Annotated in this window: 10 protein-coding genes and 1 pseudogene; 9 read left to right on the top strand and 2 right to left on the bottom strand. The window is 71.2% G+C overall.

The features are described from left to right. On the top strand, window positions 1-119 hold a 119-nt coding region (locus tag ACYVO2_RS28890), incomplete at its 5' end, for a DUF6009 family protein (RefSeq protein WP_461010981.1). A gap of 50 nt (window positions 120-169) precedes the next feature. Here ACYVO2_RS28890 and ACYVO2_RS28885 read toward each other — a convergent pair. Then, the gene (locus tag ACYVO2_RS28885; protein ID WP_461010975.1) at window positions 170-577 is read right to left on the bottom strand and encodes a helix-turn-helix domain-containing protein; all 408 of its coding nucleotides are present in this window, start codon (window positions 575-577) and stop codon (window positions 170-172) included. A 360-nt stretch (window positions 578-937) separates the two neighbouring features. Between ACYVO2_RS28885 and ACYVO2_RS28880 the strand changes: the two genes are divergently transcribed. The 4 genes and pseudogenes from ACYVO2_RS28880 to ACYVO2_RS28865 all read left to right on the top strand — a co-directional run bounded on the left by ACYVO2_RS28880 (window position 938) and on the right by ACYVO2_RS28865 (window position 3,551). Next, window positions 938-2,179, top strand: a complete 1,242-nt coding sequence (locus ACYVO2_RS28880) for a helix-turn-helix domain-containing protein (RefSeq protein ID WP_461010974.1) — start codon at window positions 938-940, stop codon at window positions 2,177-2,179. After that, window positions 2,176-2,703 carry a flavoprotein gene (locus tag ACYVO2_RS28875; protein WP_461010973.1) on the top strand — a complete coding sequence of 176 codons (528 nt, stop codon included), beginning with the start codon at window positions 2,176-2,178 and terminating at the stop codon, window positions 2,701-2,703. The genes ACYVO2_RS28880 and ACYVO2_RS28875 overlap by 4 nt, the downstream gene beginning before the upstream one ends. Before the next feature lie 16 nt (window positions 2,704-2,719). Continuing rightward, a pseudogene (locus ACYVO2_RS28870) lies at window positions 2,720-3,019 on the top strand (tetratricopeptide repeat protein); the annotation flags it as partial. 1 nt (window position 3,020) lies between these two features. After that, window positions 3,021-3,551 (top strand): NUDIX domain-containing protein, encoded by a 531-nt coding sequence (locus ACYVO2_RS28865; RefSeq protein WP_461010972.1) that lies wholly within the window; start codon window positions 3,021-3,023, stop codon window positions 3,549-3,551. Between the two features lie 184 nt (window positions 3,552-3,735). Here the strand turns inward: ACYVO2_RS28865 and ACYVO2_RS28860 are convergent, their stop codons facing one another. Next, on the bottom strand, window positions 3,736-6,417 hold the full coding sequence (locus ACYVO2_RS28860; RefSeq protein WP_461010971.1) for a cellulosome protein: 2,682 nt from the start codon (window positions 6,415-6,417) through the stop codon (window positions 3,736-3,738). A 673-nt stretch (window positions 6,418-7,090) separates the two neighbouring features. Here ACYVO2_RS28860 and ACYVO2_RS28855 point away from each other — a divergent pair. The 4 genes from ACYVO2_RS28855 to ACYVO2_RS28840 all read left to right on the top strand — a co-directional run bounded on the left by ACYVO2_RS28855 (window position 7,091) and on the right by ACYVO2_RS28840 (window position 11,291). Next, on the top strand, window positions 7,091-8,131 hold the full coding sequence (locus ACYVO2_RS28855) for a LacI family DNA-binding transcriptional regulator (protein ID WP_461010970.1): 1,041 nt from the start codon (window positions 7,091-7,093) through the stop codon (window positions 8,129-8,131). 106 nt (window positions 8,132-8,237) lie between these two features. Next, window positions 8,238-9,476 carry a sugar ABC transporter substrate-binding protein gene (locus ACYVO2_RS28850; protein WP_461010969.1) on the top strand — a complete coding sequence of 413 codons (1,239 nt, stop codon included), beginning with the start codon at window positions 8,238-8,240 and terminating at the stop codon, window positions 9,474-9,476. 19 nt (window positions 9,477-9,495) lie between these two features. After that, the gene (locus tag ACYVO2_RS28845) at window positions 9,496-10,476 is read left to right on the top strand and encodes a carbohydrate ABC transporter permease (RefSeq protein ID WP_461010968.1); all 981 of its coding nucleotides are present in this window, start codon (window positions 9,496-9,498) and stop codon (window positions 10,474-10,476) included. Next, window positions 10,473-11,291 (top strand): carbohydrate ABC transporter permease, encoded by an 819-nt coding sequence (locus tag ACYVO2_RS28840; protein WP_461010967.1) that lies wholly within the window; start codon window positions 10,473-10,475, stop codon window positions 11,289-11,291. The genes ACYVO2_RS28845 and ACYVO2_RS28840 overlap by 4 nt, the downstream gene beginning before the upstream one ends. The last annotated feature ends 56 nt before the right edge of the window (window positions 11,292-11,347 follow it).

Here is an 11,347-nt window from a genome sequence, read left to right as displayed (position 1 = left end):
GCCTCTACCACAACGGCACCCCCAGCGAAGCCGTAGACCCCCGCACCCTCGCCCCCCGCATCAAAGGCCACAAAACCCTCCGCAGCGAAGGCGCAAGCCCAGCCGCCCGCCAGGGCTGAGGGGACGCCGGACGCCCGCTCCCCCGGAACGGTTCGCCGTTGCCACTCCTTCACCGCCTCTCGGGAGGCACGAGCGCCCACAGGGCGAGCGCGGCGATGTGCCGCCGGGTGTCCTCAGCCAGCGGCGGCAGCTCGTTGTCCAGGGCCTCGATGTGGTCCCGCGCGGCGCACACGGCGAGCCCAGGGCCACGCAGGGCATCCCGTTCCGCCTCCAGCAGAGGCACCGCGGCCCGCAGCACCCCACCGGCGCGCAGCAGGTCGTCCGCACGCTCCAGCAACCGGTCCTCGAGGGCCCGCCGCCCCACCTCCACCATGTTGACCAGCGCCCCGGTGACGTGCAGCCCGCTCGCCAGCTCCTTCTGCGTCAGCTCGGCCTGCTGCCGGAAGTACCGCAGCACGGTGCCGACGTAGGTGCGGATGGGCGTGGTCGGCGGCATGCGCAGCATGGGCCTCAGCACGGGCGTCCACCCGTCGCCGGTGCGGGCCGCACGTCCGCGATCCGCGCCCGCCACTCGAACCCCCCGCCGACCGGCAGCAGCCAGACACACGACGGCGACCGGTCGTAGGTGTACGGATCCCCGACCGCACGCACAACGCCCACGTGGCCGGTGGCGGTGTCCAGCACCAACATCCCCTGGCGTACCCATGCGGGAACTCCCCCCGCCTCGCTGTGAGCGCGTTCCTCGGCACCGTCTCGTCCCGTTGGATCGTTACCTGCCACGATCACCCTTTCGTCGCAATCACGGAGTGAGCGCACGGTAATCAGCGGTACAACGAGAGTGGGCACGCAGTGTGCGTGCCTTGATGGGGAGGGGGCCGTGGACACTGGTGGCCGACACATCGGACGCCGCATCGCCTACTGGCGCGACCGGCGCGGCTACACGCAAGCCGACTTGGCCCGCCTCATGGGTCGGTCCCGGCGGTGGGTGCAGGATCTTGAGGGCGGGCAGCGCCAAGCGGATCCGCGGCTGTCCGTACTGGAGCGCGCAGCCGACGTGCTGCGCATCCCCTTGGAGCGTCTGTTGACCGATCACACTCCCCCACCGGACAGGGCCGCCGTGCCTCCCGGCGAGACCCTCGCCGTTCTGGAGGTGCTCGACCGGCACGACGTGTCCACCGGTCTGGTCGAAGTGCCCGCCACCCCGCCTTCCCTGGCGGACCTCCATCGCGGTCTGACCTACTGCTGCGAGGCATTCCAGGCATGTCACTACACCACGCTCGACCGCCAGCTCCCCGCGCTGATCCTCGGCGCGCACCGCGCCGTCACCGCTGCTCCCGCGGACCGGGTGTGCGCAACCCAGGCGATGCTGTCCCGCGTCTACCAGCTCGCCACGAGCTTCTTGCACAAGTACGGTGACGCCACCATCGCTCAGGCAGCGATCGCAGCCGACCGGGCCCTGGCCGCAGCCGAGCGCTCAGCAGACCCTGTGGCCATCGGTGCCGCCTCCCGCCGCGTCGCCAAGAGCATGCTCCATCAGGGGCGCCCGGAGTCCGCCGCGGCCTTCGCCTGTGCGGCGGCAGGCCGCCTCGCGGGCGAGTTGGTCACCCGCGGGCCGCTTGGGCTGTCCACTCTGGGCATGCTCTATCTGGGCGCGGCGGTCGCCGCCTCCGGTCGGCAGCGCTCCGCCGACGCTGTTCGCCAAGCCTCCGATCTGGTGGACGAAGCGGCTGACGTGGCCGGTCGGCAGGGGGGAGACCGCAACGAGGACTGGACGATGTTCGGACCCACCAACGTGGAACTCCACCGTGTCGACGTGTTGGTCCGCTTCGAAGACGGCTGGTCCGCGCTGGAAGCCGCGGATGGCCTGACGGCCGGAGCAGTGGAGTCCCTCACCAAGGAGCGCCGTGCCCAGCACCTGATCGCGATGGCGCGAGCCTCACTCCTGACGCGCCGATGGGACGACGCGGTGCGGTTCGTGGTGGAAGCCGAGGAGCTGGCGCCGGAAGAGGTCCGCCGCAGGTCGTTTGCCTTGGCGCTCGTCGAGGACCTGGTCGGTGTCATGCCGATTCCGCCGTGGGAGTTGCGTGCGCTGGCTCTGCGCTGTGGACTCCGGGCATGAGTCGTGTCCTCTACCTCATCGCCTGCGCCGCCGGTCCCGCGCAGTACCTCGACACCGGTGTCCGGGTCGCCCAGGGTGCGGGCTGGGACACCTGTCTGGTGCTGTCCCCGTCCGCGGCCCGGTGGTGGGCGCACCGGATGGGTGAGTTGGAGTCGCTGACGGGGCATCCGGTGCGGTCGCGGTACAAGCTGCCCTGGGAGGCGGACTCGCTGCCGAAGGCCGACGCCATGCTGGTCGCGCCGCTGAGCTGCACCAGCTTGAACAAGTGGGGGGCGGGGATCGCGGACACGTTGGCGATCGGGCTGCCGTCCGAGGGGGTCCACTTGGGAATTCCCGTCGTCGCCATGCCGTACTTCAACCAGGCCCAAGCCGCGCAGCCCGCCGTGGCGCACAGCGTCGCGGTGCTGCGGGAGCAGGGGGTGACGGTTCTGGACGGGGCGGATGGGTACCGGCCCCATCCGCCGAAGCGGGGAAACCCGGCGGCCTTCCCCTGGGAGCGGGCCGTGGGTGCGCTGCCCGGGTGAGGGGGTGGCGCCGGTCCGGGTCTCCGGACCGGCGTCCGGGTGGGTCGGTCGTCAGCGGCGTTGCTGGGACCCGGAGAAGTACAAGCGCGTCCACGCCCTCACCCACGCCGACCTCGGCGACAGCCTCGCCGCCCAGGCCCGCGCCGACGAAGCGGTCGCCGCATGGACCCAGGCCTTGGTCCTGATGGAGGGCATGACCTCCGACCGCACCCGGAAGGCGATCACGTCGATCCGCTCCACGCTCGCGGTCTACCAGCGCCGCCGCGTTCCTGGCGCCGCCGATCTCGCCCGCCGCGCCCGCGAGGCCCTCGCCTAACATGCCCAACAACCCGCCCGACGAAGGGAACACCGTGGCCCAGCAGACCGACGACCGCTCCCGAGCCCTCGAGCCGGCGCTCGAATCGATGACCCTGCTGGTCGCGGCCGTCATCGTCCACGACAAGGCCACCAACCGCGTCCTCCTCCTCCAGCGCAGCGATAACGCCAAGTTCGCCCGGGGCATGTGGGACCTCCCCGTCGGCAAGAGCGAACCGGGCGAGCCCATCACCGAAACCGCGGTCCGCGAGCTCTACGAGGAGACCGGCCTTACGGTGAAGCCCGGATCCCTCAGGATCGCCCACATCATCCACGGCGCCTGGGGCGTGGAAGCCCCCAACGGCTTCCTCACGGTCGTATTCGCTGCCCACGACTGGACCGGCGAACCCGAAAACCGCGAACCCCGCAAGCACTCCCAGGTCCGCTGGGTCGACGCCAACGCCATCCCCGAAAACTTCGTAGTCACCACCTCAAGCGCCCTCCACCATTATCTAGAGGGAGGGTCAGAGGTCTCCCTTGACGGCTGGCAATAGCGGCAAAGAACCGGCCCCTGCTATTCCCAGGGCGGCCGCCCGCCACGGCCGTTCGCGTGTCGTCAAGGCATCAAGCCCGTCGCCCTACACCCGGCGGCCTTCCCCTAGGAGCGGGCCGTAGGTGCGCTGCCCGGGTGAGGGGACGCCGGTCCGGGGGTGGACCGGCGCCCGGGTGGGTCGGGCGTCAGCGGTGTGAGGTCAGGGGGGTGACGCCGATCTGGTCGATGACCGGTGCGTACGGGGAGCGCTGGTCGTATTCGTTGTAGGTGTCGCCGTCGAAGTCCGGCAGTTCCTCGGCGGTGAAGGTGAGCCGGTTGGTGCCCTTCTTCAGGGTGACCGGGACGGTCAGGTCCCAGAAGTTGTTGAAGTGGAAGGTCGTCGGGAACAGCACCCTGCGGGCGGGCCCGCCGTTGACGGACAGGTCGGCGTGCCGGGCGATCGGGTCGGGGTTGTAGTGGGTGGCGGGGGCCTGCTCGGCGTTGGAGTAGCGGATGGTCAGCGCGTGCCGCCCGGACCGCTCGGCGACGACGTCGACCGTGAGGGCGTTGGCCTTCCCGTCGCCGACACCGGTCACCGCCTTGCCGCCCGCGGCGAAGGTGTGGGCGTCGGTGACCTGGGCGGCGCCGGAGGGAGTGCCGTTCTCCGCCTGGTACACCTCGGTCACCAGGGTCCCGCCGGACGGGGCGACCCGCAGCCGGTCGAGCACCAGGCCGCCCGAGGCGCCGGTGACGGTGATCTTGTTGACGCCGCCGGAGAGGAACATCCGCACGGTGTCCGTGCCCTTCCTGCCGCCCCCGACCCTGGGCAGGTCGAGCTTCTCGCCGTTGAGGGACAGGGCGGCCCGGCCGCGGCCGAGGTGGTCGAGGGAGACGGTCGCCTCGCCGTCGGTGGGCGAGTGGACCCAGAAGGTCGCGGAGGCGCCCTCGGGCAGCGGCACCGCGCCGGGGCCCGAGGCGCCGGGGTGGGTGTAGGCGGGCCTGGCTCCGCCGAGAGTGGCGTACTCGGCCTCGTGGATCGCCGGCTGGGTCACGTGCTCGTCGCGCAGCGCCAGGTCGATCCGGTCGATGATCGCGTCACCCTTGGTGGCGCCCAGGTCCGGGTCCTTCGCGGCGAGCGTGATCCGGTGCCTGCCCGCGGTCAGCTTCACCGTCGTGTCGGTGTGGCCCCACACCACCCACTTGTAGCCCAGCGGCAGCCGCAGCTCCTGCGGGTCGCGGCCGTCCACGCGCAGGAAGACGTTGGTGGGTCCCTGCTCCTTGACCAGCGGGTACAGGTTGTAGGAGTTGGCGAGGACGCTCAGGTCGTAGGTGCCGTCCCGCGGGACGTCCACGTCGAAGGCCAGCACGCCGTCCGAGCCGGTGCGCAGGCCGCCCACGTTGTAGCCACCGGACGTGGCGAACCTCCCCACGTTCGAGGGGCTGCCCTCGGGCCCGTTCCGGGAGTAGCCGCCGCCGGTGTACGCGGCGTCCTCCGCCTCGTACGACTTGCGCCAGCCGGTCGACGGGGTGGCCGGCACTCCGCCGTTGCCGCCGGGCGAGAGGATGACCTGGTAGGCCGACATGGCGTCCATGCCGGTCATGGGGAGGGTCACCGAGCCGTCCGCGCCGACCTCGATCTCCCGGTCGGCGAGCCGCAGCGGCTGGGCCGAGGCGCCGACCTGCCCGGTCCACGGGATCTCCTGCACGGTGGCGTGCACCGTCGTCCCGAACACCTCGGGGTCGACGTTGCGGAAGACGACGTCCGCGCTGCCGTCCGCGCCGCCGAACAGCGCGCGGGACTGCCGCTTGGCCTCGTCGAGCGTGGCCACGCCCTGAAGGGTGTACTGCACGTTGGGGTGGGGGGCGGTGACCCGCACGGTGTGCCCGGACATCTGGCCGTAGGCGTTGAACAGCCACCACTGGCCGTTGCCCTTGTTCGCCTCGACGGCCGAGTCGTTGAGGTTGCCGTCGATGTTCCAGTACGCCAGGTCGGCGTCGATCTTCGACTCCTCGATGGCCGACACCCACTGGACGACCTGGCCGGGCACGGACAGGTGGTAGTTGTGGCCGTACTCGTTGACATTGATCGGCAGCGGGCCGACCCCGACCTCCTTCTCCATCTGCCGGTACCTGGCCACGTTTGTGCGGACCGCGGCGGGGCTGGACAGCTCGTGCCAGGTCATCACGTCCGGCACCACGTCGTTCGCCTTGGCGTACTCCAGGAAGCCCTTGACCTGGTCGTACAGCACGCTGGTGTTGGGACCCGCGACGCGCGCCCCGGGGTGGAGGTCCTTGATGAGCCGGTACACCTCCTTCCACGCGGCGAAGTAGTGCCGCGGGTCCTTCAGCCAGGAGGTCCTGTCGTAGCTCCACTCCCCCGTGCCGAACATGTTCCCCTCGGGTTCGTTGAAGGGGACGTAGACGACGTTGTCCTTGTAGTCGCCCGTCGTGAGGACCTGCCGGACCTGCTTCTCGATCCTCTTCTTGAAGTCGGCGAGCCGCGCGGGGCCGTCCGCGCCGGGCCACTGGTACGGGAAGCCCCGGTAGATGTCGGTCATGTAGATGTAGACGTCCTTGCCGCCCGAGTCCACGAACGGCGGCAGGATCTCCAGCGCGTCCGCCCCCGGGTGCTGCGGACCGTCCTGCGCCTTGGTGGACACCGTGCGCAGGTGCATGCCCTCCAGGAGGTTGCGGCTCGGCACCCCGTCGCCGTAGATCCCGTACAGCGTGCCGGAGGCGCCGCCGTGGAAGGGGCCGGTGTCGGCGGCGAGGTCGACGACGAGCCGGTCCGGCTCCACGGCATGGGCGTCGTCCGTGGTGGGAGCGGTGAGCACGGCGGCGAGGACGGCCGCCGCCGCGACGGCTCCTGTGGTTCTTCTTCGGTGCACTGAGGTCTCCGTGGGTGTGGCGGAATCCCGGCCCGGGGCGGGAGTCGTCCCGGGCCCGTGGTTCCGCTGCTGGGTGGGTCGGCGGCGGCGGAGCGCCGCCCGGAGGGTCCTGCACGTCTCTCTGGGTCGAACCGGTTCGACATGTCGGGCGGCGCGTCGTCGAGGTGCGGTGGCCGCCGGTGGGGCGGTCGGTCGGGGTGGCGGCGCGCCTCCCTGCCGGGTTTCCGCCGGAGGGCGCACCAGGGCCGAGGCCGCACACGGGCCCCGGTCGGTTCCGCACCGCCTCGGCCGCCGGTGCGAGCCAACGGTTTGTCGAACCGGTTCGGGAAGCTAGCAGCGGCACAACGGGCCAGCAATACCTCCGGCACGGATTTCTCGCGGTGCGCCCCGACGGGCCGGCCGGGCATGCGCCGCCCCCGCGGGACCTCTCCCGCGCCTGGTCGCGGAGGCGTCGCGCGGGCACGCGGGAGCGCCCCTCGGCGCCCGGGCCGGGTTTCCGTCAGGTTGCGGGAAGGTGAGGACGAGAGCATTGACACCCGTTCGACTTGCTCCTACCTTCGCTTCACGCGAACCGGTTCGACAGCCGGTCGCCCTTTCTTCCCGTCCCCCCAGCACCCTGCGAACCGGCGACGATCCCGCGCGGAGCGTCGAACCGGTTCGAGCGAGGAGTCCCGTGAACATCGGTGAGATCGCCAGGCGGGCCGGTGTCTCGCGGAGCACCGTCTCCTACGCGCTGAGCGGCAAGCGCCCGGTGTCGGAGGAGACCCGCCGCAAGATCCAGCAGGTGATCGACGAGTTGGGCTACCGGCCCAACGCGAGCGCCCGCGCCCTGGCGAACGGCCGGACCAGCACCGTCGGCCTGGTCTTCCCGCCGGCCGGACACCACTACACCGGTATGCAACTGGACTTCATCGGCAGCGTGGTGGAGGCCGCCGCGCTCTACGACTACGACGTGCTGCTCTCCCCGAGCGGCATGGACAGCGACCGCTCGTTCCAGCGGCTGCTGGGCGAGCGCCGGGTGGACGGCGCGATCCTGATGGAGATCAAACTCCAGGACGACAGGGTCGAGCACCTCACCGCCGTGGGCTTCCCCGCCGTCTGCATCGGCCGCACCGCGCACCCGGAGGGCGGCTGGTGGGTCGGCCTGGACCACACCGCGCTGACGGAGGCGTGCGTCCACCACCTGGCCGACCTGGGCCACCGCGTCGTCGCCTTCGTCAACCGGCCCGAGCAACTGCTGCGCGCCGGGTACGAGTCCGCCCACCGCGGACTGGACGGCTTCACCAAGGCCGCGGCGGAGCGCGGGCTCACCGTCCGCACCTACTGCTGCGGGGACGACGCCGCGTCGGGCCAGGCCTGCGTGGAGCGGATCCTCCACGACGCCCCCGCCACCACGGCCCTGGTCACCCTGAACGAGGCCGCACTGGGCGGCCTGTACCGGGGACTGGCCAAGGCCGGACGCCACGTCCCGCGCGACTTCTCCGTCACCGGCGTCGTCGCCAGCCGGTGGGCGGAGACGGTGACCCCGCAGCTCACCGCGGCGGACGTACCGGCGGCCGAGATGGGCCGCCTCGCCGTGGACCTGCTCGTCGAGCGCATCGAGCAGCCCGACGCGGTCGCCCGGCACCACCTGCTCACACCCCCGATCTCCCTGCGCGCGAGCACCGGGCCCGCCGGTACGACCCCGGCCCCCGGCTTTGCCGCCACCCCCTGACCGCACCCCCCGCGCCGCCCGGCCCGGCGGCCCGTCCGACAGCCCGCCCAACCCCCGGTCGCCCCTCCCACGGCACACCCGTGCCGGAAACGAAGAGGAACCCGCAATGAACCGATCCCCCGGACGGCGCCTGACCGCCGCCGCCCTGACCGTCGTCGCCGTCGCCACCGCCACCACCGCCTGCTCCTCCTCCGACGGCGGCGGCAACGCCGCGGACAGCGGCACGTACACCGTCTGGGACCCGTACCCGCAGCTCGCCAAGGGCTCGCCGTGGGCGAAGCTGCTGGACAACTGCGGGAAGAAGGCGGGCGTCACCGTCAAGCGAACCGCCTTCGACACCAGCGACCTGACCAACAAGGCCCTGCTTGCCGCGCAGCAGGACAACTCGCCGGACGTGCTCATCGTCGACAACCCGGTGGTGTCCACGCTGGCCGAGGCAGGCGTCCTCACCACCGCCGACGAGAACAGGATGGACACCTCCAAGGTGGAGCCGAACCTCCTCGCGGCCGGCCAGTCGGGCGGAAAGACGTACGGCACCCCGATCGGCGCCAACACCCTGGCGCTGTACTACAACAAGGACGTGCTGAAGCAGGCCGGGGTGGACATCTCCTCGGTCAAGGACTGGGAGTCGCTGACCGCGGCACTGGCGAAGGTGCACAAGGCGGGCAAGAAGGGCATCACCTTCTCGGCCATCGGGACGGAGGAGGGCAGCTTCCAGTTCCTGCCGTGGCTGTGGGGCTCGGGCGCGCGACTGACCGCGCTCGACTCCCCCGAGGCCGCCTCGGCGCTTTCGCTGTGGACCGACTGGCTGAAGAAGGGCTACGCCCCCAACTCGGTGATCAACAACACCCAGACCACCAGTTGGCAGGAGTTCGCCGGCGGCGACTACGCCTTCGCCGAGAACGGCACCTGGCAGCTCGCCAACGCCGAGAAGGCCGGCTTCGACTACGGCGTCATCCCCGTTCCCGGCGCCTCGGGCGGCAACGCCCCCACCCCGACCGGGGGCGAGTTCGTCACCATCCCCGTGCAGGGCGACACCGCCCGCTACAGCACATCGCAGAAGCTCGCGTCCTGCCTGACCAGCCCCGCCAACCTCTACGAGACCGACACCGCCCTGTCCTACGTCGCGCCCACCAAGGAGGTCCAGGACAAGCAGGTGGCGGCCGACGCCAAGCTGAAGCCCTGGGTGGAGGCGGTCAAGACGGCCAAGGGCCGCACCAGCGACGACCTGGGGACCACCTACCCGAAGATCTCCGAGCAGATGTGGAAGGCGGTCCAGTCCGCCCTGAGCGGTTCGAAGTCGCCGAAGGACGCGCTGGCCGCGGCCCAGGCGGCCGTCAAGTGACCGGGATCGTGACCCGACGATGAACCACACCACACAGCTTCCGGACCGCGGAGCCGCGCCGGACCGGACCGGGACGGACGCCGCCCCGCCTCCGGCGCGCACCGCGGCGCGGCGCCGCCCCACCTCCCAGCAGTGGGCCGCCTGGGCGTTCCTCGCCCCGGTGACCGCCTACCTGCTCCTCTTCTACGCCTATCCGCTCTACCGCAACCTCGACCTGAGCCTGCGGAACTACACCGTCCGCTCCTTCGTCCAGGGCGACGCGCCCTTCACCGGCCTCGCGAACTACCGGGCCGTCCTCGACGACCCGGCCTTCGGTCCCGCGCTCACCCACACCGTGGTGTTCACCGTCGTGTCCCTGGCCTTCCAGTACGCCATCGGTCTGGCCCTCGCGGTCTTCTTCAACCAGCACTTCCGCCTCTCCGCGACCCTGCGCGCCCTGTTCCTGGTGCCGTGGCTGCTTCCGCTCATCGTGTCGGCCTCCACCTGGTCGTGGATGCTGAACAGCGAGTCCGGTGTGGTCAACGCCGCCCTGGGCGCCGTCGGCATCGACCCGGTGCACTGGCTGACCTCCCCGTCCTGGTCGCTGACATCGGTGATCATCGCCAACATCTGGATCGGGGTGCCCTTCAACCTGGTGCTGCTCCACAGCGGCCTCCAGTCCATCCCCGCCGGGCTGTACGAGGCGGCGGCACTCGACGGCGCGAACGCCTGGCAGCGGTTCTGGCGCATCACCTTCCCCCTGCTGCGCCCGGTGTCCGCCATCACCCTCCTGCTGGGCCTGGTCTACACGCTCAAGGTCTTCGACATCATCTGGATCATGACCAAGGGCGGCCCCGCGGACTCCTCCACCACCTTCGCCACCTGGTCCTACCAGCTCGGATTCGGCAACCTGGTGCCCGCGTTCGGTCCCGGTGCCGCCGTCGGGAACCTGCTCGTGGTCGCCGCCCTGGCGTTCGGCCTGGTCTATCTGCGGGTCCAGCGGAAGCAGGGGATGTCATGAACCGCCGCCGCACCTGGTGGAAGACCGCCATCGGCCTCCTGCTGACCGCGATCATGCTCTTCCCGGTCTACTGGATGGTCAACGTGTCCTTCACCCGGGACCAGGACATGCGCAAGTCGCCCCCGGACCTGTTCCCCGTCCACGGCACCCTGGAGGGCTACCGGGCCGTCCTCGACCAGCAGTTGCCCTACCTCGGCACCAGCCTCGTCGTCGGCCTCGGCACCGTCGTGCTGACCGTGGCCCTGTCCGCGCCCGCCGGCTACGCGCTGGCCAAGCTGAGGCCGCGCGGCGGCGGGGTGCTCGGCTTCCTGCTCCTGGCCGCCCAGATGATCCCGGGCATCATCATGGCGATGGGCTTCTACGCCGTGTACCTCAGCCTCGGGCTGCTCCAGTCGGTGCCCGGCCTGATCCTCGCCGACTCCACGCTGGCCGTCCCGTTCAGCGTCCTGATCTTCACCGCGTTCATGTCCGGGATCCCCGGTGAGCTGCTCCAGGCCGCACGGACGGACGGGGCGGGGACCGTCCGCACCTTCTGGTCGATCGTGCTGCCCATGAGCCGCAACGCCGTGGTCACCGTGTCCCTGTTCGCGTTCCTGTGGTCCTGGTCCGACTTCGTCTTCGCCAGCACGCTCGTCCGGGGCGGCGCGCACGAACCGATCACGCTCGGCATCTACCAGTACATCGGCAACAACAACCAGGAGTGGAACGCCATCATGGCCACCGCCGTCGTGGCGTCGCTGCCGGCCGCGGTCATCCTCGTCCTCGCCCAGCGCTACATCGCCGCGGGCGTGACCGCCGGAGCCGTCAAGGACTGACCCCGGGCACCGCCCCGGACCCGCCCCCCACGCCGTGCCCCGCCGCACCGCGGGAG

The sequence above is a fragment of the Streptomyces capparidis genome (assembly GCF_054782095.1).
This window is presented reverse-complemented; position numbering and strand designations above follow the sequence as displayed.

Coding starts and splice junctions, on each gene's coding strand:
- ACYVO2_RS28840 (WP_461010967.1), top strand. CDS start 10,473: ATGAACCGCCGCCGCACCTGGTGGAAGACCGCCATCGGCCTCCTGCTG.
- ACYVO2_RS28850 (WP_461010969.1), top strand. CDS start 8,238: ATGAACCGATCCCCCGGACGGCGCCTGACCGCCGCCGCCCTGACCGTC.
- ACYVO2_RS28845 (WP_461010968.1), top strand. CDS start 9,496: ATGAACCACACCACACAGCTTCCGGACCGCGGAGCCGCGCCGGACCGG.
- ACYVO2_RS28865 (WP_461010972.1), top strand. CDS start 3,021: ATGCCCAACAACCCGCCCGACGAAGGGAACACCGTGGCCCAGCAGACC.
- ACYVO2_RS28875 (WP_461010973.1), top strand. CDS start 2,176: ATGAGTCGTGTCCTCTACCTCATCGCCTGCGCCGCCGGTCCCGCGCAG.